Genomic DNA, 20,261 nt, shown 5'->3' with positions numbered 1-20,261 from the left:
CCGCTTTGCCCAATCCTGCACCTGCATTCCGGTTTTAGCAATGCAGTCAGCGGTTTGCAGACCGGCTTTTGTCACTTTGATACCGATGACGGGTTCTGTGTTTTATTTCGGCGGGTTAGGGTTGCAGGATGACAAAACCCACGATTCCCCCATTTGGCCGCCCGCTTCAGGCGTTATGGCTGGCACTTCGCCGGTTCGTCAGGAAAAACGGACCTGTCATGAGCAGCCATGTCGCCATGTCGCTGATGATGGCCCTGTTTCCCTTTGTGTTGTTCACCGTGGCGCTGGCAGGGGCATTGTCGCAGGACTATGTTACCGATGAGCTGATTGATCTGCTGTTCGGGGCATGGCCCAGGGATGTTGCCGACCCGATCGTGGCCGAGCTGCGTGCGGTTCTGGCCGGGGCGGGGTCGGGTGTGATTACGCTGGGTGGCCTGCTTGCGATCTACTTTGCTTCCAACGGGGTTGCCGCAGTACGCGCAGCGATGAATCAGGCCTATCACGATCAGGACAGTTGGCCTTTTTGGAAAACCCGGCTTTTGTGTCTGGTCCTGGTTATCCTTGGCGGTTCGGCAATCCTTGTTATTGCAACGGTCGAGGTGGTCTTGCCGGTCTACACGAAACTGGTGGCAGAGCATACCGAAGCTCCGGTAGCGGACTGGCTGTCCGTAGATCGCCTGCGGTGGACGTTTACCGTGGCCGTTCCGGCAGGCACTGTCCTGCTGGCACATCTAATTCTGCCAACCCGCAGGCACAGCCTGACCCAAATCCTGCCCGGCGTCATACTGACATTGGTTTTGTGGGCAGCTGGCGGATGGGCATTTTCAGTCTATATCAGCCAGTTCGCCACCTACAGTGCCACATATGCGGGTTTGGCCGGGGCAATGGCCGCGCTGATTTTCCTGTATCTGTGTTCTGCGATGCTGATCCTTGGCGCTGAATACAACGGCGCATTGATCGACCTTCGGAACGCCGCTGAAGGAGATATGGCATGAGATTTGCCATTCTGGCGGCTTGTTTAACCCTCGCAAGTGAAGGGCAGGCGCAATCACTGGAATATGTGGGCTCAGATCGGTGTTCAGACTGCCATCAGCACGAGGCCGAGGCATGGGCTTCGTCTCATCATGCCTTGGCCTGGACGGAAGTTGGCGACGGCCATCTGGTCGCCGATTTCGATGGAACCCGGTTCGTGCAGAACGGGATGACGGTTGAATTTACTAAACAGGCAGACAAGTTCACAGCTCGTGTAACGGAAAAAGACGGAGCGACGACGGCATATGATGTGCATTCCGTCGTTGGAATCGCACCTCTGCAACAATATCTGTTTGAAACCGAACCGGGGCGGTTGCAAAGCTTTGATGTGGTTTGGGATACCGAGCAGAAGCGCTGGTATCACTTATACCCCGATCAGGATCTGCCACCAGAAGACGGGCTGCACTGGACGGGCCCTTACAAGAACTGGAACGCGCGCTGCGCCGAATGTCACGCCACAGGGTTTGAAAAGAACTACGACGCGCAATCCAGAACATACTCTTCCCGACAGGCCGAGATTGGTGTTGGCTGCGAAGCCTGCCATGGACCGGGGTCAGCTCATATCGATTGGACCAAAGGGCAGAGCGTTACTGAGGGGCTGAGTGATACAGGCTTTTCGATGAGCTGGGGAAAAGGTCAGACCGAGGCCGAGATCCAGCAATGCGCCGGGTGTCATTCGCGGCGCGAGGCACATGGCAACGGAAACCCTTTGCCGGGAACCTCGTATCATGATGCCTATAACCTGGCTGTGTTGCGGCCCGGTTCGTATCATCCGGACGGGCAGATACTGGATGAGGTCTACGTTTACGGCTCATTCCTGCAATCCAAAATGTATGCCCGAGGGGTCGGGTGCATGAACTGCCACGAGCCACACAGTGCGCAGTTGAAGGCCGAAGGCAACGGTATTTGTACCCAATGTCATTCCACGGCCGGAAACCCTGATTTCCCGACGCTGGCGAAACAGGAATACGATACACCCAATCACCATCATCACGTTACGGATAGCGCGGGTGCCCAGTGCAAAAGCTGCCACATGATCGAACGTACATATATGGGCGTGGACGGTCGCCGGGATCACAGCTTTCGCGTGCCGCGACCGGATTTGGGATTGGGGGCTGATGCCTGCACTGATTGCCACCAGAATAAGGATCAGGTCTGGGCTGCCAGCCGGATCAAAGGCTGGTTTCCTGACACAGCCAATCGGGCCCCGCATTATGGCACGGTGTTCAAAGCTGCTGCCGATGGCCATTTGAACACGCCAGAGGGTTTGATTGCTGTCGCAACGGACCCCTCGCAACCCGCTATCGTGCGGGCAACAGCAGCGTATCTGCTGCAACCTTTTGGCTCGCTTGAGGTTGCCGCGTATACAGCGCCACTGTTGCAGGAAGACGATCCGCTGATACGCGCAAATGCAGCAGCCTTGCAGCGTCAGGCGAGCCCAACGGATCGTGCGCAAAGGTTAGAGCCCCTTTTGTCTGATCCTTTTCGCAACGTTCGCATAGCCGCCGCCAAGGAATTTCTGAGTATCCCTCTTCAAGCTCTGACATCTCAGCAACAGGATCTGGCCGGGGAGGGGATGGCCGAGTGGCAGGCGGCGATCTCGAACAGGCTGGATGCCCCGGAAACACATCTGGTTCTGGGGGGGATGGCCTTGACGCTGCGCAACGCCCCGGCTGCCGAACGGGCATTTCGCGAGGTTGTAGCGCTGGATCCTCAGCGCGCCGAAGCGTGGCCCATGGTGGTGCAGCTGGCACAGATCAATCGCGGCCCGGAAGCCGCACGTATCGCCCTGCGAGAAGCCTTGGGCAGATTGCCCGATGACCCGGCCTTGCTGCAATTGCTGCAACAACTGGGGCCCTGATCCGGCACAGGTTTGCCCGATTTGTTCCAACTTCACGGCAAAATTTCACGCTAACAGCATTTCAGATTTGCTGTTTTGAGGTGATGTATGTCCGCGGATTCAACAAGACAGAAAGCAACCGGGACGAACCCCGCTACGCTGGCGCAGCGCATTGAAGAGCTGCGCAATCGCGAGCCTGTATATGTTTCGCACGGGGATACACTGATGTTGCAGGGTATGGCCGCGACGTCGCTGCGCGAACAACGGCTGACCGGGAACCGTATCCGATTGGAAGATTAAGTTCAGCCGCGAAACCCGGTTGCCACAACAAATTTTTCTGAACTGTCCGAACGTGATGCGGGCGGTTTCACATGCGCCACTTTCTGAAATTTCTGCTTCAGAAGTTTTTGCAAATCGCCCTCGGCACCGCCGGCAAGAACCTTGGCTACGAATGTGCCACCTTCTTCCAGCACGTCAAACGCGAAATGGGCCGCAGTTTCACACAGTGCGATGATCCGAAGATGGTCGGTCTGCTTGTGACCCGAGGACGCCGCTGCCATGTCTGACATCACCACATCCGCTTTGCCACCCAGCCAGTCCTTGACCTTCTGGTCGGCGTCATCCTCCATGAAGTCCAGCACATGGGTATCGGCACCCGCAACCGGTTCCACTTCCTGCAAGTCGATGCCCAGCACCGTTCCGATCCGTTTTCCTGACTTTTCGCCAAGCGCGTTTACCCGTTTGACTGCGACCTGGCACCAGCCACCGGGCGCGCACCCCAAGTCAACAACCCGTGCTCCGGGTACGAGAAAGCGGAACTTGTCGTCAAGCTCCATAATCTTGTACGCCGCCCGCCCCCGGTATCCTTCGGTCTGGGCGCGCTTGACATAGGGATCGTTCAGCTGTCGTTCGAGCCAGCGGGTCGAACTCAGCTTGCGACCACGTGCGGTTTTTACCTTTACCTTCAGGTCACGCTGACCGCGCCCCGAGTTGTTTTTGCCAGTTGGTGTCTTCGCCATCAGAACGGTCCGTCTTCCAGTACCCCGTCCGCGCTCATCTGTGCATAAAGCAGGCCTTCGCGTAGCCCCCGATCTGCCACGGAAAGGCGATCAGTGGGCCAGCAGCGCAACAATGCCTGCAAAATGGCTGAGCCGGACATGATCAGGGCCTGCCGGTCTTCACCAATCCGAGGATCCCGGCGGCGCCCATGAGGGCCGAGTTCTAAATACCCGCGTATCACTTTGTCAATCTGATCACTGGTCATGCGCAGCCCGTCAACCTTGGTCCGGTCATAGCGCTTCAGGCCAAGATGCGATGCAGCAACCGTTGTGACAGTTCCGCTGGTGCCGACGATCTGAAAACCTTCGCGGGTCTGTTCATCTTTGTAAGGTGCGAAATCGGCCAGGTTTTCTTCGAAAAACCAGCTCATCAATGCAAAGCGAGCGGCGTCGTTTTCGACGTCATTGAACTGATCCCGCAACGTGGCAACACCCAGCGGTACGCTGATCCAGTCTACAACTTTTGCAGCCGGAAAAGGGCTGTCGACCGTGTGAAATCCGTTGTGCAAACGCATGATCGCAGCCGGGCGGTCACGGCGAGGGACGGACGAAATGTCGATCCAGACCAGCTCGGTCGAACCGCCGCCAATATCGACAACCAACAGCTGTTCGGTCTTGGTGGACACCAGCGGGGCGCAGGAGATCACCGCCAAACGGGCTTCTTCTTCGGGTTGGATGATTTCAAGCGTCAGTCCGGTTTCGCGTTTGACCTGTCGGATGAATTCGCGGGAATTCTTGGCGCGGCGGCAGGCCTCGGTTGCGATCAGACGCATCCGTTTTACTTTGTTCCGCTTCAGCTTTTGTTGACAGATTCGCAGCGCCTGAACGGTGCGTGCCATCGACGCCCGCGACAGACGTCCGGTGCGTTCCAGACCCGCGCCCAGCTGCACGGACTTGGAGAAGCTGTCAACCACATGAAACCCGCTGCCCTTGGGCTGGGCTATCAACATGCGGCAACTATTTGTTCCCAAATCCAGAGCCGCATACAGGGCATCCGGATCGGGTCTTGCCGGCGCGGGGCTTTCGACCGCTTTCGGGAACGCGCCCGCACCTTTGGGACGCTTGGGCGCCATCGTAACGCCCTCCGATTTTCGAGTTGATTTGACCCTAGGCGGGGCGTCGTCGACGTGCAAGCGATTTCCATTTCGAATTTGGTCTGGATGTCACACGTCGTTCATACTGAGGTGCGATTTGATCTTTGATCCCGGTTGAGGGATTCTTGATCGCAATCAGCCGCAGACGGAGCCTGCCATGAAAGATGAACGTGTCCTGACCTTTGACGAATTCGATGAAGTGGTGAATCCGCGCCCAGAGGAATGTGAGTTTGACCGCGTCGTTGAGCGTGCCTTGTCACGTCGTGGATTTTTAGGTGGCGTATTGGCGATGGGAAGTTTCACGGCTTTGGGTGGGTCGCTGCTTCCAACTGGTGCGCGCGCAGCCGCAGATCGATTTGCCTTTGAGGCGATTCCGGCGTCAACTGCCGATGACGTCATCGTGCCGCCGGGCTACAAGGCCGAGGTGATGGTGCGCTGGGGCGACCCGCTTTGGTCTGATGTGCCCGAATTTGATCCGGCCACCCGTGGAACCGCTGCCAGCCAAGAGCGCGCATTTGGTGATAACACCGACGGTCAGGATGTGTTTTTGCACGAGGGTCACGTTCTACTGGTCGTGAACAACGAATACACCAATCGCGATATCCTTTGGGGCAACAACCCGGACGCCAAAGCCGCCTCGGATGACGATGTCGCCAAAGGCATGATGGCGCATGGTGTGACGGTGGTCGAGATTGCGGTTACCGACGGCAAATGGGGCATCGTCAAGGATAGCTCGTATAACCGCCGCATCACGCCGCAGACAGACATGTCATTGACGGGGCCTGCCGCTGGCCATGATCTGCTGAAAACTGCCGCCGATCCGACAGGCACCATCTGTAAAGGCACCTGGAACAACTGTGGTAATGGCATGACCCCATGGGGGACGTATTTGGCCTGTGAAGAGAATTTCAATGGTTACTTCTCGACTGAGGACGAAAAACATGAGGTCAGCGCCGAACTTCAGCGCTACGGCGTTTCGTCCAAGGACTGGGGATACGGATGGGCCGGAATTGACGAGCGTTTCGACGTCTCGAAAAACCCTAACGAGCCGAACCGCGCAGGCTATGTTGTCGAAATCAATCCGACCGAGCCGACCTCGACCCCTCGTAAGCTGACCGCGCTCGGTCGGTTCAAGCACGAAAACGCCGAGGCCATTGTAAACAATGACGGTCGTGTCGTTGTCTACATGGGTGATGATGAACGGGGCGAGTTCCTGTACCGCTTTGTCTCGGAAGGTTTTTATGCCGCTGGGGTGGACACGCATGCGCTGCTTGAGAACGGTACGTTGTCGGTTGCAAAGTTCAACGACGACGGGACTGGTGAGTGGCTGGACCTGACCCCCGAAACAACTGGTATGACGTCGCAGGCCGAAATCTGCATCCATACGCGGCAAGCAGCATCGGCTGTTGGCGCGACCACCATGGACCGCCCGGAATGGGTTGCGGCCAACCCGAACGCGCCCGAGGTCTATTGCTGCCTGACCAACAACAAGAACCGCGGTGTGAAACCGAATGCCGGTGGCGACGACACTTCGGTCAACGGGCCGAATCCGCGCGAGGCGAACAAATACGGTCAGATCGTGCGCTGGCGCCCTGAAGGCGGAGACCATGGCGCATCGGGTTTCGAATGGGACCTGTATGTACTGGCCGGAAACCCGACCGTGCATCAGGATGCGTATGGCGGTTCGGACAATGTCAACGCCGACAACATGTTCAACTCGCCCGACGGTCTGAAGTTTGACAGCAACGGCCTGCTGTGGATCCAGACCGACGGCAAATACAGCAACGAGGGCGACTTCGAAGGGCAGGGGAACAACCAGATGCTGGCAGGCGACCCGGTTACCGGTGAAATCCGTCGTTTTCTGGTTGGCCCGAACGAGTGTGAGATCACTGGGCTCAGCTGGTCGCCGGATCGCCGCACCATGTTTGTTGGTATTCAACACCCCGGTGAAGACGGTAATAGCCACTGGCCCGACGGTGGTAACTCGGTTCCACGTTCAGCCATCATTGCGGTTACTCGTGAAGACGGTGGGTTGGTCGGTTAACCTTGGCAAGACGCGTTGAAACAAGCCTCGGGCGGGTCATGCCGTCCGGGGCTTTTTGTTCATTATGCAATGCTCTCATAGTGACAATGAGAATTTTGGTATGCGTTTTTGCCGCGAGACGGGTTAAAACCCCGCCACGCCACCGTGGGCGAAAACGTCGCTTGAAAAGCGCCGGGTGTCGAAAACCGACCGACCAATCCCCACATTGAAGTTTAGAACCGGCCCATCGGGTTAGGAGGAATCACAGTAATGCCTGACGTCACCATCGTGTACTGGCGCGACATTCCCGCTCAGGTCATCGTCGGCAAAGGCCGTCGCGGCGCGAAGCGGCAACTGGAAGAACGGTTCGAGCAAGCCATCGACCGCGCCGCCATGAAGGTAAACGCCAAGGACAGTGATGCCTATCTGGCCGAATGGCGCAAGGCCGAGCCTTTTGCGGTTGATGGCGACCCGGCAGAAGTAGCCGAGGCCGAGGCCCTGCGTCTGGAAAAGGAATACGATCAGGACCGCATCAAAGCGCTGATCGCAAATGACGGTTGGGCATAAGCCCGGATCTTAATGGGAGGCCTCAATGGCTTTGCTGAACTTCAAGAAACGTGATGTGGTCGAAAACAGCCCTGTGAACCCGACTGTCGAAGCCTTCCTGCAAGGCTATTCGATCGAGGTCATGCCGCGGACTGCCGAAAAGGTCGAGGATTTCCGCGCGCTGCTGCCCGAGGGCACACGCGTCTACATTGCCCATATCGAGGGCACCCCGATTGAAGATATGGTCAAGACAGCCAAGCGGATTGCAGCCGAAGGCTATCCTGTCATGCCCCACTTTCCGGCGCGGATCATCAAGGATGCGGCGACGTTGGAAAACTGGATCTCGATGTACCAGGGCGAGGCGGGCGTCGAGCAGGCGCTGTTGCTGGCCGGTGGTGTGACAAAACCGCATGGCGATTTCGACAGTTCCATGCAGCTGATGGAAACCGGTCTGTTTGACAAGGCAGGGTTCAAGCGTCTTCATGTTGCCGGTCACCCCGAGGGTAACAGGGACATCGATCCCGATGGGTCCACCAAGAACGTCGATGACGCCCTGCGCTGGAAACAGAAATTCAACGAAACCACGGATGCCGAGATGGCCCTGGCAACTCAGTTTGCCTTCGATGCCAAGCCGATCATCGCCTGGGCGGATGGTCTGAAAGAGGTAGGTATCGACCTGCCCATCCACATTGGTATCGCCGGTCCGGCCAAACTGCAGACCCTGATCAAGTTCGCAATTGCTTGCGGCGTCGGCCCGTCGCTGAAAGTTCTGCAAAAACGCGCCATGGATGTGTCGAAGCTTCTCTTGCCCTATGAACCGAACGATGTTGTGACTGAATTGGCCAACCACAAAGCGGCCAACCCGGATTTCAACATCACCAACGTGCACTTCTTCCCGCTGGGCGGGATCAAAACCAACGCCAACTGGGCGATCAATAATGGCGGTGCCTCGGCGCAGCCTGCAAACTCCTAAGGAACGGACATGACCCGTACAGTCTTAGAATCAAAAACAAAAACTGCCGTTCTGGGCTTTGATGAACCGTTCTGCGTGATCGGAGAGCGGATCAACCCGACCGGTCGGAAAAAGCTGGCGGCCGAACTGGAGGCAGGCGATTTCTCGACCGTCGAGAAGGATGCGCTGGCGCAGGTGATGGCGGGCGCGACCGTTCTGGATATCAACGCGGGCGTCGTCTACAACTCGAACCCCAACCCGAACGAGACCGAACCGCCACTGATGCGCAAGATCGTTGAGCTGGTACAGGGTCTGGTCGAAGTTCCGCTGTGTATCGACTCGTCGGTACCCGGTGCTCTGGAGGCGGGTCTTGAGGCGGCGGAAGGTCGCCCGCTGCTGAACTCGGTCACCGGTGAGGAAGAGCGCCTGGAACTGGTTCTGCCGCTGGTCAAAAAATACAATGTTCCTGTTGTGGCAATCTCGAACGACGACACAGGTATTTCGGAAGACCCCGATGTCCGTTTCGAAGTGGCCAAAAAGATCGTTCAGCGTGCTGCCGATTTTGGAATCCCCGCGCATGACATCGTTGTTGACCCGCTGGTCATGCCGATTGGCGCGATGGCAACAGCTGGTCAGCAGGTGTTTGCTTTGGTTCGCCGCCTGCGCGAGGAACTGGGTGTGAACACCACCTGTGGCGCATCCAACATCTCGTTCGGCTTGCCGAACCGCCACGGCATCAACAATGCCTTCCTGCCGATGGCAATGGGTGCCGGCATGACCTCGGCGATTATGAACCCGGTGGCTCTGCCAGTGACGCAGGCAAAAATTGCCGAGAAAAAAGAAGCCCTTGCCGCAGCTGGCATCATTCTGCCAGAAGGTATGGATGACGAGGCGTTCGTTCAGATGTTCGGCCTGGGCTCCACCAAGCCGCGCGCCGGAAAAGAGATGGAGGCCATCCGCGCTGCCAACCTGCTGACCAACAACGACCCGCATGGTGGTGAGTGGATCCGGTTCAACAAATCACCTGACGAGGCTGGTGGCGCAGCCAGTGGTCGTCGCGGCGGTGGCCGTCGTCGCCGCGCCTGATTGCATCAACAAAGACAGCTAAGGCCGGGCACTGCGCCCGGCCTTTTCGTTTGACCCTGATCAATGTCGATTTTGCGTAATGGTTCAGGATATCCTGTTCCGGGACGCAACGATCAGGTGGCACGATGAGCAAACATCACCCCCCGAAACTCTCAGAAGCGGATCTGACCAAGCGGTTGGGCAAAAAGGAGTATTTCGAGCAACTGATTGATCTTCAGGCCAAACTGGCCAGGATTCAGCAAGCTTATCTGTTTCACGGGCTAAAGGGTGTGCTGGTGTTCGAGGGTTGGGATGCGGCAGGCAAGGGGGGAACCATTCGCAGGATCAGCCAGGCTCTGGACCCGCGCAGCTTTAAGGTCTGGCCAATTGGGGCACCCCGGAACTACTACCTCAACCGGCATTACCTGCTGCGGTTTTGGGAACGTTTGCCACCGTCCGGAGCGATATCAGCATTTGACCGCAGCTGGTACGGGCGCGTGTTGGTTGAGCGGATCGAGAACCTGACCCCGGAAACGCGCTGGCGCGCTGCCTATCAGGAAATCAATGATTTCGAACGCATGCTGGTCGACGATGGTGCCCGGATCGTCAAGCTGTTCTTCCACATCTCTGAAGATGAACAGATGCAGCGGTTTACAGAACGGCTCAGAAACCCGTTGAAGCGCTGGAAGCTGACATACGAGGATTTCCGGAATCGCGAGAAATGGGATGTTACCGAGGTCGCCGTGGATGAAATGCTGGCCCGGACGTCAACCGATCTGGCGCCGTGGCACGTAATACCGGCCAATAACAAAAGATATGCGCGCATCAGCGCCATGAAGGCCATTGTCAAAGCGTTTTCAGCAGGGGTCGATCTGAACCCGCAACATCTGGACAGCCGTACGCTTGAGGCGGCCATCCAGGCTTTGGATGTTGAAGACTCGCTGATCGACAGTCTTCGTGCGCGGACTGAGTGATGTTTTCCGGGCGAGCTGAAACGATCCGGCTTGCGCGTCAGGGAACTCTGGTTATATCTCAGAGGTGCGGCGGGTATGATGTAATGGTAGCCTGTCAGCTTCCCAAGCTGAACGCGCGGGTTCGATTCCCGCTACCCGCTCCAGAACTCTCAGGTCAGACGGCGATTTCCGGTGAAGGCCTGCTCTGGCAGGCATGGGGGTCGTTTCGGGACGTTCCACCAAATTGATTTATGCCTGTAGATAGTTCCGGTTTGGGGCATCCCCCTTGCGATTAGTAGGATTCCGGGCGTCTTATGATAGAGTGACCCCATCACTGTTGAGCAGAGCCCAACTATGCGGGAAATTGATCAGACCGGCACGAGAACCCCCCAAGAGCCTTGCGCAGGTGATGTTCATGCCTTTCTGGAGAGCCTGACCGGCCCGTCCCGTGGAACGGTTTCCTGGCTTGTCGACAGCGCATTGACTGTTTCAGTTGGCGAAGGCCGTGCGCTAGGCCTACGCCTGAAAGACAACACACCGCCCCATGACGAAGATATCGCAACGCTTCAGTGGACCGAGGGGGGCTATGTGCTCAACGCGCTGGCAGGGCAAGACATCTGGGTCAATGGCCACAAGATTGTGTCGGCAACGCTGAAACACGGCGACATGATCGAGTTTGGCGAATTGGGCCCGATCTCCCGATACCGCATATGTACTCAGAGGTTTCCCATCCGTCATACGGTCGAGGATATCCTGAGCGACGCCTATGCCTATGCGCGGTCAAGTCGCCGACCCTTTGCCCAAAGAATGTCGGGTGCGCTGCGTGAGAGTGGGCGAAGGCTTGTTTCTCAAACCACTATGTTCTTCAGGATTACGGTAGTAGCCGCGATTGCGCTGATCGCAGGTCTGCTGTTCCTGCTTTATCAAAACGACCGGAGACTGGCCGACAGCCTGCAACAGGAAGCTCGCAAGATTGAAGCTGTGGCGACCATGCTTAGCCAGACGCGGGAAGATGTTCTAACCCCCGAAGACCTTGTGGCGTTGAGGGAAGCCTTTCAGAACCAGCTGATATCAACCGAGCAGCGGTTGGGTACCCTTGAACAACGCGCGGGGGCGTCTACGCGGGTCATCACCGCCTCTACTCAATCCGTGGCTTTCATTCAGGGCGCCTACGGATTGCGTCATATCGAAAGCGGTAAACTGCTGCGCCACGTGTTGGGGCCGAACGGAGAGAAGTTGCAAACACCCTTCGGACAACCCTGGATCGAACCGGACGCAACAGGCGAGCCCGCGGAGTTCCAGTTCACTGGCACCGGATTTCTGCTGGAGGGTACGCCGCTGATGGCCACCAACCGCCACGTTGCCTTGCCCTGGACATCCGGCGACCAAGCTCAGGCACTGAAAAACGCAGGTCTTGAGGCCGAGATGCTTCGGTTGCTGGCCTATCTGCCAGGTCAGACCGATCCGATCGAGGCTACTTTGGACCGGTTCAGTGAAACCGCTGATCTGGCACTTTTGTCGGTTGATCCAAACCGTATCGAGGGGCTGGGATTGCCACTGGCGGAAGATCTTCCACGAAGCGGTGACGAAGTCTTTCTGCTGGGGTATCCTACTGGCCTGAAATCATTAATTGCGCAGGCGGGGCCGGAGTTTCTGAATACGCTCGAAAAAGACGGGTCCGTCAATTTCTGGACGATCGCCGCACGGTTATCTGCGCAAAACCAGGTTCAACCTCTCGCCAGCCGAGGAATTGTGGCGCAGACAAGCCCGGGTGCAGTCGTTTATGACGCGGAAACAACGTCAGGAGGAAGCGGAGGGCCGGCCCTGAACCGCAAGGGAGAGGTGGTCGCGATTAACGCCGCGATCCTGCCAGAGTTTGGGGGCTCGAACATCGGGGTTCCGGTTTTGCACCTAAAAACCTTGCTGAGAGAAACTGTCAGCCAGTAATCAGTCGTTGGTCTGGAACGGCGATTTTTGAACAAGGAATACGACCACCAACGGAACGATCACAGAAATCAGGCCCACGGCGATCAACAGGTGCCCAAGTTGGCCGTAATCGGCAATCGATGTGACGACACCGGTTTCCGGGTCGGTTACCGCGCGCGACACCACGAAAATCTGGTTCAGGTATTTCGTTGCCAAACTGCTGGCCGACAATGCCATGTTGGTGAATGATGCCATGACGGCAAAGAAAGTTGCCTTCAGATGCACAGGAGCATTACGTGCGATCCAGGCCAGCATCGGAACCATCGCGATTTGACCCAGCGGAGATTCAACTGCGGTGTCGAGGACTGCGATGAACCTTGCGTCTACGATCCCGCCGGTATGCGCAGATGTCCATTCATGCACGCCGTAATACAGCGCTAGGTTGGGCAGGGCGAGGACCCCCGACGCGATGGTCAGAATGATGACGACCTGCGCAATCGAGCGGTTGGCCATAAACGGTCTCAGGACGATGAGCCCCACCAATGCAAGCAGGGACGTCAGAAGCGCCAGGATTGCCAGGAACTGCTCGTCAAACCCCAACTCGTCGATTTCGAACCAGGTCAACCCCGACCCGGGCAGAGGAACCGCACGAAACACGAAAATGATTATCGCCGTACCAATCAGGGCCTTTGCCTGATTTGGGTTCAGTTCCTTCACTAAGCGTGACATCAGGTACAAGATCACACTCAGAGAGACTGCAAAAATAGTTTCCTGGGCGAGTTGGAAATTCGATGTTCCTAACACGATACTCAATACAACAAAGGCGAGACCGCCCAGCAGGATCGGCCATTTGACCTCGGTGGTTTCGTCATGGGTATGAGGGGGATGACCTTGGCGAAGACGTTGACGCTGTATCAAGCTGTGCAAAACCACACCGCTGACGGACAGCAGTGGAATGACAAGCGCGATCAGGTAGACGTTGCCATACAATGCAAGGCGGTCTGATTTCTGCATGCCCTCGGTTCCCGAGAACACCCAGATATTGACCGCGGCAACGGCTGCAAAACCGGAGAAAATGGCGATCCTGCCCAGGGTTTGCATTGTTGTATGCTGTGCACGGGTTTCCTCGGGCGAAAACGGCTGCCCGTAGGGATTGATCTTTGGAACGGCTTCGACTGTCATCGCGTCGGCGACAACATCCTGAATGGCATAGCCGGAAGGCGCCAAGAGCAGGGCAATGATGTACCAATGTTCCAGCGGCATGACATCAGCCATATGTCCGGGAAAGGCTACAAGCCCGTACATGGTGAGCAGGGACAAGGTGATCAGGGTTGCCCCCAATAGGATCAGCAATGACTTCCACCGCCAAAACAGATCAACAATATGACCCAGCGGCATTTTCAGGATCCAGGGAAGCCCGGCCCAAAACGCCAGCCCGGCAACAAAGGATGCGGATAGGTTAAGGTAGTCCTTAAGAAAGAAGGCACCGACGACCGATGTCAGACCAGAAACACCGGCGGCAAAATAGACCATGAGCGGTGGCAGGTAGGACCATTGCATCTGTCGGGCCAGATCAACAAAGGTTCTATGCCACCATGCAGAAAGCCGCACTCTTGTAGAAGGCTGGTCAGTGGTCATGTTCACGTAAATCGCATCGCAGGATTTCCTTGACCTAATGACACAGGGTTACAGAAATGCGGATGCAAAAAGCAACAAACTGGTCACCACCCCAAAGAGAGGAACAACAAGAGGCACGCGGAACTGCGGTTCATCGGTTTCAGCCCGGGTCTTCAAAAGGATCAGTGACAGATTGACCAGCACAAAGACTCCCAGAACAATTTGCGACGTCCGCTCGGCCAGAATGGCGATTGGAAGCGTTTGTGTCAGCAACAGGATTATCGCCGTGACCATGATTGTCGCTACCGTTGGCGTCTGAGTGACCTGAGACACCTTAGCCAGAAACTTTGGCAAATGATCCCGATCCGCGAGCCCGTAAATCACGCGGGATGCCATGATCATCTGGATCAGAACACCATTGATCGTCGCAACGATGGCAATGGCTGAAAACCCCTGCTGGATAACATCGGGCGCGTCTGTAAAAATCAGGGCCAACGGCGCGGCGGACGTCGAAAGGACATCGATCGGCACCACATACAGAACAGTCATGGACGTACCAAGATACAAGACCGTGGCCAGAATAAGCGTCAACAGGATCGCTTTCGGGATTGTTCCGGCGGGGTCTTTAACTTCTTCAGCGACATTCGCCATGTCCTCGAAACCCACAAAGGCGAAAAACGCCAGAAGCGAAGCGGCAAAAATCCCTCTCCAGGCGTTTGGGTCCAGCCCGGGAACCATCTGGGTGAGCGCATAGCCCTGAGGCTCAGGAAGGGACAGGCCCCAACCAATAACGACGAGTAGCCCGCTTATTTCTATGACAGTAATAACCGCCGCCACCATTACCGACTGCGTGATCCCCCATAGGGCGATCAGCCCCATGACCAGAACTACACCGATTGTCAGACTTGAAATGCCTAAACCTGTAAGCGTTTGAAGGTACGACGCGGCCCCGATAGCCACGGCCGAGGCCGAGATGATGCCCGAGGCGGCCACGGCGAGACCGACCAGCACGGCCATCCAGCTTTTCTGAAACCCTGCTTCGACATAAGCGGCTTCACCCGCACTCACAGGATATCGGGTTGCCAGTTCTGCGTAGGACAGGGCAGTCAGCGCAACAACAAGCGCGGCAATCAGGAACGAAACAGCGGCAAATGGGCCCGCAATCCCGGCCGTCGCACCAACAAGCACGTATATTCCAGCGCCGACGGTTACCCCAAGCCCATAGAGCGTGAGCAGCGGGGTCGTCAGCGCCCGTCGCAGCTTTGGTGTATTTTGTTCAACGATGGACATCATCTATCCGCCAATTGGAATGCGTTGCGTGTCTTGGGTTGGCATTAAAGTTTCTCTGCTTGGTCCCGTTGCCTCGATCATATGAGTGACTGACGTGCGTTTGGTCCCGAGAAGCCAGAGCGTAGTCGGCAGAAGAGTGCGCCTCGCATTTGCCGCGCCCGTGGAGTGAAACCTTTGCGCCGTTGAAATACTGATCACCGGTAAATTTGCTTGGGGTCAGGCAGGTGAGCGTCGGGCCCGTTGATATATTCGTACTTCACTATGTGGTCGTATTGCGTGCCTTGATTCAGGTCAATGAAAGGGGATCGTCATACTGAATCGTAGAACGGTGCACCTTTCACACGCAATAAACTCGGGAACAAATCGCCGAACTTCCTGAGCCTTAGGGCATGCGGCCAAGCAAGGAGTCTCGGGTGACCAAATGGGTTGAAAGTTCCAAAGACTGGCCTGCAGAGTTCGTTTCGATCATCCGTATCAACTCCTGCGCAGCTTTTTGACCCATTTCACGGTGGGGCACGTGAACCGTTGTCAGGGCAGGGCTGACAATGCGCGCGATTTCGATGTCGTCAAAGCCGGTAATCGACACGTCTTCGGGCACTCGGAGCCCCATTTTTTGCGCCTGTCTCAATGCGCCGACAGCCAGAACATCGTTTCCGCACAAAACTGCGGTCGGCGGTGTGTCTCTCGCCATGAGATCCCTGAACGCCGTCGCGCCATTTTCGAATTCATAGGTGGTTTCGATCACCATAAGGTTATCCGGCTGCAAGCCGTGGTCAGCCATGGCGCTTTTTATCCCTGCGATCCTGAGCCGCGCCCGATCATTGCCCGAACTGATACCCGATATCGTCGCAAGACGCGTATGCCCCTGTCTGATGATCTGGTCTGCCAGCGCTTTCATGGCTTTGCGGTTGTCAAACCCAACTGACGGCACAGGTTTGTCCGGCAGAAAGGACCAGGCAACCAGCGCGGGCACTTTCCGTCTATCCAGGTAATCATAGATATCTGCGTCCCTGTCATGACCGATCAGCAACAGCCCGTCTGCACCCCGTGCAACCAATGTTCGGATCTGATCCTTTTCCGCTTCGGGCTCATAGGCTGAACTGGAGACCAGCAATGTGTAGCCACGCTGATGTATCGCTTCCTGAAACGCTTGCAACCCCCTTGCGAATATAGCGTTTTCCATGGTTGGGATGATGGCGCCAATGGTAAATGACCGCTTGGCCGCCATCACGCGGGCCGCGAAATTTGGCGTGTACCCCAATTCTTCGACCGTCGACAGGACACGCTTGCGCGTTGCTTCAACAACTTGCTGCGGGTTGTTCAGACACCGGGACACTGTCGCGGTCGAAACGCCCGCGGCCTTGGCAACGTCATCCAGTGTCGGAGCAGACCGATGTTTTGACATTCTCGAACTCTCAATTCTGGTTGGCTTAAGTTAATCGCATTTTTCAGATGATGAAAGGGTCAATGTAAGCGCTTGCAATAATGATGTAAGCGCTTACAAAGGTGTTGAGCCGATTCTGAAAGGGAGTCCCGGAAATGGTCCTTGCTGCATCTACCGTCGTTTTCGCGATCTATTTCGCCAACGTTGCTTTGGGTGCTTTCGCAGGCCGCGCGTTTCTTGGCGACGTAGGAGAGATGTTGGTTCTGTTCGCGGCGTCGATTTTGTTCGTTGTCGCAATTCTGAAAAAGGAAGCTGACCGAAACGCAACGAACGGCAGCTGAACTTTTGCTTGGGAGGGCAATTCATGAACAACGACAAGATTGAACTGGCGTCAGCAGAGCGTCGCAACTTTCTGAAGCTGAGCGCAAGTGGCGCGTTCACAGCCGCATTGGTTGCCGGGGCTGGGGGTGTTTTGTGGTCTTCAGAGGCCGCCGCGCAAACCGCAAAAGAAGAGAGTGAGCGTGAGAAGGCCGCTGACCATGTTATGACGGTGGCAACAGCCTATGTGCTGGGCGCGTCGCGCAGCTATCCCATCATGCAGTTGGACCTGAAGGAAAACATCCAGAATGCCACCAACGGCAAGGTCTATGTCAAATTGGCCCCCGGTGGCCAGCTAGGCGCGGGCGGCGCGCTGGTGCAGAAAGTACAGGGTGGAACGATTCAGGCCGCGCAGCATTCTCTGTCGAATTTTGCACCTTTTGCGTCCACGGTCGACCTGATCAACATGCCGTATCTGTGCGGGTCGAACCAGCGCTTCACCAACCTTGTCCATTCAGACACGTGGAAAAGCGAAGTCCATCCCAAGGTCGAGGCGGCAGGCTTCAAAGCCTTGTTCTACGTGAATATCGATCCGCGTGTTGTCGCAGTCCGGCAGGGCGGCAATGCGGTCATAACCCCGGGAGATATGGGCGGGATCAAGTTCCGCGTTCCCGGATCGAAGATGCTGCAACAATACTATCGCATGGTCGGTGCCAACCCGACGCCTGTCGCATGGGGTGAAACGCCTTCGGCGATCAAGCAGGGTGTTGCCGACGCGCTCGACCCGTCGGTAGGGGCGCTGTATGTTTTCGGTTTCAAGGACATCCTCAGCCATGTGACCTTCACGCAGGCCGTTCCGGACAGTCAGGTTTATTCCTGTAATCTGGAGTGGTTCAACTCGATGCCTGCTGACGTGCAGGAAGGCATCATGTGGGGTGCCGAGATGACTGGTCATCAGAACCTGTCCAAGGTTCCGTCGGCCCGCGCCTATGCCATGGCCGAGTTGAACAAGGCTGGTGTTGAATTCCATTCGCTCAGCGATGATCAGCTGGCGGAATGGCAGGATGCCGGTGGGTATCAGCGTTCGGAATGGGATCCGTTCAAGACGGAACTGGCTGGTTCGATGGACAACTTTGAGAAGCTGGTCGAAGCGGCTGGTACGCAGGGTAAATATTACGTCCACGACGCCTAAGGTGAAACCCGTGGGCGCCTGCTGGCGTCCACGATTCTTGTACCGCGCGGCCAACAGCGGCCCAACAAGGCAGGTGCGGACCTGGCTGTTCCATCGCCGGAGGATCAGATGACCGTTCTTCAGAAAATTGACCGAAACGCCGAACGCTGGTTGCTGCTGGTGTTCTACGTGATGCTGGTGATCACTATGGCCATCGAGGTGCTGCGGCGCGAGATATTCGCCTATTCCTCGATCTGGGGCGAGGAAATCGTACGGTATTCCTTTATCTACCTGGCTTGGATAGGTGCGGCTGCCGCGGTGAAAGAGCGGGCCCATATCCGGATCGATGTGATCATGCACTATGTCGGGCCGCGCCCCAAAGCGCTGCTTTATATCTTCGGCGATCTGGTGATGTTCATGGTGGCGATCATCGCACTCTACTGGTCGTATGAAGCGGTTCACGTTTCGGCCAAGTTTGGTTCCGTTACGGACGGTTTGCGGATTTCCAAGGTTTGGTTCCTGATGGCTGTGCCGACCGGGTTTGCCCTGATGATCTGGCGACTGATCCAATCCCTGTTGCGCGATCTGAAATGCCTTCGCGACGGCACGCCCGTCTTCGAAGGCGACAAACTGTTTGACTGAGGAGAAACCGGATGCTTTGGAACTCCCTCAATCAAACCGTTGAACTGGGCTGGGATTTTTATCTGCCGGTGATCCTGTTTGTTGCCCTGATCGCCTTGGCCGTACCGGTTTGGGCGGCCATTGGAACGGCTGCGATCGTAATGCTGATCATGTCCGGTGACCTTCCTCTCAGCCTTGTCGGAGAGAGCCTGTTTACCGGCATCGACGCTTTTGCCCTGACTGCCGTGCCCTTGTTTATCCTGACCGGGGATGTTCTGGTACGGACGGGGTTGTCACGCAAGTTTCTGGATGTTGCCGAGGCTTTGACATGCTTCGCCAAGGGTGGTTTCGGATCGGCCACGGTGCTGGTCTGCGGAATGTTTGCGGCGATTTCGGGGTCGGATGCCGCCGGGGCTGCTGCGGTCGGCCGGATGACAATCAACCGGTTGGTGGAAAGCGGGTATCCGCGCCCCTACGCCTGTGCTCTGGTCGCCGCCGGTGCCTGCACCGGTATCCTGATACCGCCCTCAATCGCCTATATCATCATTGGCCTTGTGCTGGGTATCTCTGCATCGACGCTTTTTCTGGCCGCTCTGATCCCGGGTCTGGCTATCCTGGTGTCGATCCTGATCACCAACATCATCATGAACCGCCTTTATGCTTACGAAGGCGGCGGAATGATGACCATGGGGGAGTGGTTCGCCAATCTGGGCAAGGCGCTCAGGTCCGGCTGGTATGCCTTTATCGTACCGGGGATTATCTTTTATGGCATCTTCTCGGGGCGCCTGACACCGACTGAGGCTGGTGCCACGGCTGTTGTCGTCACCATCATCATGGGCTTCATCCTGCGTACGCTGACATTGGCAGATTTTCCGTCGATGCTGGTCAGCTCTGCAAAGGTGAACGGGGTGATCCTGCCGATCATCGCCTTTTCGGCACCGCTGGCCGAGGCGCTGGCGATCATGGGCGTTCCGCAAGGGTTTGTCACTTCGGTGACCTCGCTGACAGACGATCCGTATCTGCTGATCCTGCTGATGATCGGCATCCTGATCGCAGCGGGCTGCGTCATGGAGACGACACCGAATATCGTGATCCTGGCACCGATCCTGAAACCATTGGCTGACAATATCGGCATGAACGAGATCCAGTTCTGCATCATGATGATCACCGCACTGGGAGTGGGCTTTATCACCCCGCCGCTTGGGCTGAACCTGTTCGTCGTGTCTGGCATTACCGGTGAATCCATTCTGAAGATTGCCGCCCGAGCTGTGCCTTTCGTATTGACCATGCTGATCGTGGTGATCCTGATCGCCTACGTGCCAGCCGTGTCGACAACATTGTTACCTGAAATCTACCAATAGGACCTGCTGA

The 20,261-nt window shown here is 56.7% G+C and carries 18 protein-coding genes and 1 tRNA gene; 14 read left to right on the top strand and 5 right to left on the bottom strand.

Features of this window, described 5'->3' with window-relative positions:
* The first annotated feature begins 128 nt into the window (after positions 1-128).
* The 3 genes from ACR0NZ_RS04250 to ACR0NZ_RS04240 all read left to right on the top strand — a co-directional run bounded on the left by ACR0NZ_RS04250 (position 129) and on the right by ACR0NZ_RS04240 (position 3,172).
* Positions 129-995: a YihY/virulence factor BrkB family protein gene (locus ACR0NZ_RS04250; protein ID WP_480517114.1), complete on the top strand. Its 867-nt coding sequence runs from the start codon at positions 129-131 to the stop codon at positions 993-995.
* Positions 992-2,893 carry a cytochrome c3 family protein gene (locus ACR0NZ_RS04245; RefSeq protein ID WP_480517112.1) on the top strand — a complete coding sequence of 634 codons (1,902 nt, stop codon included), beginning with the start codon at positions 992-994 and terminating at the stop codon, positions 2,891-2,893. The genes ACR0NZ_RS04250 and ACR0NZ_RS04245 overlap by 4 nt, the downstream gene beginning before the upstream one ends.
* Before the next feature lie 87 nt (positions 2,894-2,980).
* Entirely contained in the window at positions 2,981-3,172 is a 192-nt protein-coding gene (locus tag ACR0NZ_RS04240) for a hypothetical protein (RefSeq protein WP_480472891.1), read from the top strand.
* Positions 3,173-3,174: 2 nt separating this feature from the next.
* Here the strand turns inward: ACR0NZ_RS04240 and ACR0NZ_RS04235 are convergent, their stop codons facing one another.
* Together ACR0NZ_RS04235 and ACR0NZ_RS04230 are read right to left on the bottom strand one after the other, a co-directional pair.
* Positions 3,175-3,891: an RlmE family RNA methyltransferase gene (locus tag ACR0NZ_RS04235; protein WP_480472889.1), complete on the bottom strand. Its 717-nt coding sequence runs from the start codon at positions 3,889-3,891 to the stop codon at positions 3,175-3,177.
* Positions 3,891-5,003 carry a Ppx/GppA phosphatase family protein gene (locus tag ACR0NZ_RS04230; RefSeq protein WP_209503859.1) on the bottom strand — a complete coding sequence of 371 codons (1,113 nt, stop codon included), beginning with the start codon at positions 5,001-5,003 and terminating at the stop codon, positions 3,891-3,893. Before ACR0NZ_RS04230 ends, ACR0NZ_RS04235 begins: the two co-directional genes overlap by 1 nt.
* Before the next feature lie 178 nt (positions 5,004-5,181).
* Between ACR0NZ_RS04230 and ACR0NZ_RS04225 the strand changes: the two genes are divergently transcribed.
* From ACR0NZ_RS04225 to ACR0NZ_RS04195, 7 genes are all read left to right on the top strand, one after another.
* The gene (locus ACR0NZ_RS04225; protein ID WP_480517110.1) at positions 5,182-7,068 is read left to right on the top strand and encodes a PhoX family protein; all 1,887 of its coding nucleotides are present in this window, start codon (positions 5,182-5,184) and stop codon (positions 7,066-7,068) included.
* 249 nt (positions 7,069-7,317) lie between these two features.
* Complete coding sequence (locus tag ACR0NZ_RS04220; RefSeq protein ID WP_209503861.1) at positions 7,318-7,614, top strand: virulence factor; 297 nt, start codon at positions 7,318-7,320, stop codon at positions 7,612-7,614.
* Between the two features lie 25 nt (positions 7,615-7,639).
* Positions 7,640-8,566, top strand: a complete 927-nt coding sequence (locus ACR0NZ_RS04215; RefSeq protein ID WP_480517108.1) for a methylenetetrahydrofolate reductase — start codon at positions 7,640-7,642, stop codon at positions 8,564-8,566.
* A 9-nt stretch (positions 8,567-8,575) separates the two neighbouring features.
* The gene (locus ACR0NZ_RS04210) at positions 8,576-9,631 is read left to right on the top strand and encodes a methyltetrahydrofolate cobalamin methyltransferase (protein ID WP_480472881.1); all 1,056 of its coding nucleotides are present in this window, start codon (positions 8,576-8,578) and stop codon (positions 9,629-9,631) included.
* A gap of 125 nt (positions 9,632-9,756) precedes the next feature.
* Positions 9,757-10,584, top strand: coding sequence for a polyphosphate kinase 2 family protein (locus ACR0NZ_RS04205; RefSeq protein WP_480472879.1), 828 nt, complete (start codon positions 9,757-9,759; stop codon positions 10,582-10,584).
* A 69-nt stretch (positions 10,585-10,653) separates the two neighbouring features.
* Positions 10,654-10,727: transfer RNA gene (locus ACR0NZ_RS04200), tRNA-Gly, on the top strand.
* 190 nt (positions 10,728-10,917) lie between these two features.
* The gene (locus ACR0NZ_RS04195; protein ID WP_480493117.1) at positions 10,918-12,510 is read left to right on the top strand and encodes a trypsin-like peptidase domain-containing protein; all 1,593 of its coding nucleotides are present in this window, start codon (positions 10,918-10,920) and stop codon (positions 12,508-12,510) included.
* Here ACR0NZ_RS04195 and ACR0NZ_RS04190 read toward each other — a convergent pair whose 3' ends face one another.
* The 3 genes from ACR0NZ_RS04190 to ACR0NZ_RS04180 form a co-directional block, all read right to left on the bottom strand.
* A complete protein-coding gene (locus tag ACR0NZ_RS04190) occupies positions 12,511-14,127 on the bottom strand; it encodes an MFS transporter (protein WP_480517106.1) in 1,617 nt (538 codons plus the stop codon).
* 48 nt (positions 14,128-14,175) lie between these two features.
* On the bottom strand, positions 14,176-15,396 hold the full coding sequence (locus tag ACR0NZ_RS04185; RefSeq protein ID WP_480472873.1) for an APC family permease: 1,221 nt from the start codon (positions 15,394-15,396) through the stop codon (positions 14,176-14,178).
* 382 nt (positions 15,397-15,778) lie between these two features.
* A complete protein-coding gene (locus ACR0NZ_RS04180) occupies positions 15,779-16,801 on the bottom strand; it encodes a LacI family DNA-binding transcriptional regulator (RefSeq protein ID WP_480517104.1) in 1,023 nt (340 codons plus the stop codon).
* 134 nt (positions 16,802-16,935) lie between these two features.
* Between ACR0NZ_RS04180 and ACR0NZ_RS04175 the strand changes: the two genes are divergently transcribed.
* From ACR0NZ_RS04175 to ACR0NZ_RS04160, 4 genes are all read left to right on the top strand, one after another.
* Positions 16,936-17,121 carry a hypothetical protein gene (locus tag ACR0NZ_RS04175; protein ID WP_480517102.1) on the top strand — a complete coding sequence of 62 codons (186 nt, stop codon included), beginning with the start codon at positions 16,936-16,938 and terminating at the stop codon, positions 17,119-17,121.
* Between the two features lie 23 nt (positions 17,122-17,144).
* Positions 17,145-18,290 carry a TRAP transporter substrate-binding protein gene (locus tag ACR0NZ_RS04170; protein ID WP_480472866.1) on the top strand — a complete coding sequence of 382 codons (1,146 nt, stop codon included), beginning with the start codon at positions 17,145-17,147 and terminating at the stop codon, positions 18,288-18,290.
* A 108-nt stretch (positions 18,291-18,398) separates the two neighbouring features.
* Positions 18,399-18,911, top strand: a complete 513-nt coding sequence (locus ACR0NZ_RS04165) for a TRAP transporter small permease (protein WP_480517100.1) — start codon at positions 18,399-18,401, stop codon at positions 18,909-18,911.
* 11 nt (positions 18,912-18,922) lie between these two features.
* Complete coding sequence (locus ACR0NZ_RS04160; RefSeq protein ID WP_480517098.1) at positions 18,923-20,251, top strand: TRAP transporter large permease; 1,329 nt, start codon at positions 18,923-18,925, stop codon at positions 20,249-20,251.
* Positions 20,252-20,261 lie beyond the last annotated feature (10 nt).

The sequence above is a fragment of the Ruegeria sp. AE3 genome (assembly GCF_056542225.1).
The sequence above is the reverse complement of the archived record's forward strand: the minus strand, read 5'-3'. Positions and strand labels throughout refer to the sequence as shown.